We start from the raw sequence: 1,742 nt of genomic DNA on the forward strand, positions 1-1,742 counted from the left end.
CGCGGTGATTCCTGCTATTACGAGTGACCCGTTAGGCGTGTCTTATGTGGGCGAAAAAGTTACCATTAAAGTGAGCGGCGGTCTTGCAGCCGTTCCTATGTGGTACTCTGTGCGCAATCAGGCAACGAAAGCCTATCTTGTGCCTTATAATACTTTCCCTGACGGACAGGCCAAAGAGCTTAAAGTAACTTTCCCGGACACATCTATTTATGAGGTGACGTTCGGCGGTGCTGGCAGTGGTAACTATTCGTTCACTGTAACGCCTCAGATTAAACCCGCGCATGTTGACCCGCTCGCATGGGTATTACATCCAGCGACGGCTAAAATCGGCGTTGCTACGGATTACACATGGACAGGTGGCGATTATCCGTATGACGTTTCTGTTGATACCGGAACGGTGAATCATGACAAGCTGACTATTAATAAGGGCGACCCTATTAAATACACGCTTAATCATCCGACCGCTGAAAATGTTGTTATCACTATTAACGATGCAACAAAGCAAACGCCTATTACTCAGGCGGTAATCGTTGCGGCTCCGCTGACCGTCACGCCGTCGAATACTGTTGCGGTGGTCAATACAAACATTAACGTGTCAATCGCTGGCGGCGTTGCTCCTTACACGGTGAACGTGAACGGGGTAGACCACACGACAAGCGCAAGCCCTTACCCGGTTACGTCTGCGACTCCGGGCGACGTTACTGTTACGGTAACTGATTCGACCGGGGCGGCGGGTTCGACTAAACTCAAGTTCGTTTCCGCGCTCGCGTGGGTTCTCAAACCTGATGATGGTAATACGGGCGTTCCTGCGAAGTTCACATGGGTGGGTGGTGTTGCTCCGTATACTGTAACCGCTGTGAACATGGGGCAGAATAAACCCTCTGTCACTATTCAGGCCGGACAGCCGCTGGAGTATTTGTTTAGTGCTACCATTCCGGGCGGTGGCGTTGTAACTGTTACTGATAATGTCGGACAGTCTATTATTCACCACATTGATTTCGTTGCTCCGTTGCCTCTGTTGGGCGCTGATACAAACCCCACCAAAGGCGAACCGGATAAAGACATTGTGTTGTCGTGGTCTGGTGGCGTTGCGCCTTATTCGTTGCGGTTATTAGATTCAACTGGCGCGGAGGTTGATTATAATGACTCCACCACGCAAACGAGTTATACGCTTAATAAGCCAGCCGGGAAATACACGCTTAAAGTTAAAGACCAGAATAATGATTCTATTTTCTTGGGCATTACTTTAGCGGCCAAACCTGTTAATGCTTATTATCTGACTCAAGCGGATAATGACGCATTAGCGGCGGCAAATGTTGACCTGTTTGTTAATGGTTATGATAATCAGGGCTTCCCGGTTCAACTTAAATACGGTGACGTATTAGAGGCGAAAACTAAACAGGGGTTCGAGTTCGTTTCAGACCAACACGGCGTAAGAATCGGGTTCGTAATGTCTGAAACTGACGACGAACGTTTTACCCCAAATAAAAATAAAACCGTCGCAACGTGGACTTTACCGTTACCAAATCCAGCCGATAATAAATACGTGTCGTTTATTGTCGAAACTCAGGTTCACACACATGTAAGCGGTACGAACCATGTTTATCTGGTTGATAACGATGTAATGCGCGAACTCACCACGGCAAGATTTAAAGACCAGACCGGGAGCAGTTCACAAACTACAGAGTTAGTCGATTTCGGGCAGTTCATTATTAACCTGATTGAAATCCCGTTCAAAGTTC

1 protein-coding gene is annotated in these 1,742 nt (G+C 47.8%); it reads left to right on the forward strand.

Features of this window, described 5'->3' with window-relative positions; genetic code table 11:
- Window positions 1–46 precede the first annotated feature (46 nt).
- Window positions 47–1,742, forward strand: a 1,696-nt coding sequence (locus N1032_RS22920; RefSeq protein ID WP_259542627.1) for a hypothetical protein, incomplete at its 3' end; no start/stop codon positions are given.

The organism is Herbiconiux daphne (assembly GCF_024979295.1).
GTDB classification, from domain to species: Bacteria; Actinomycetota; Actinomycetes; order Actinomycetales; family Microbacteriaceae; genus Herbiconiux; species Herbiconiux daphnes.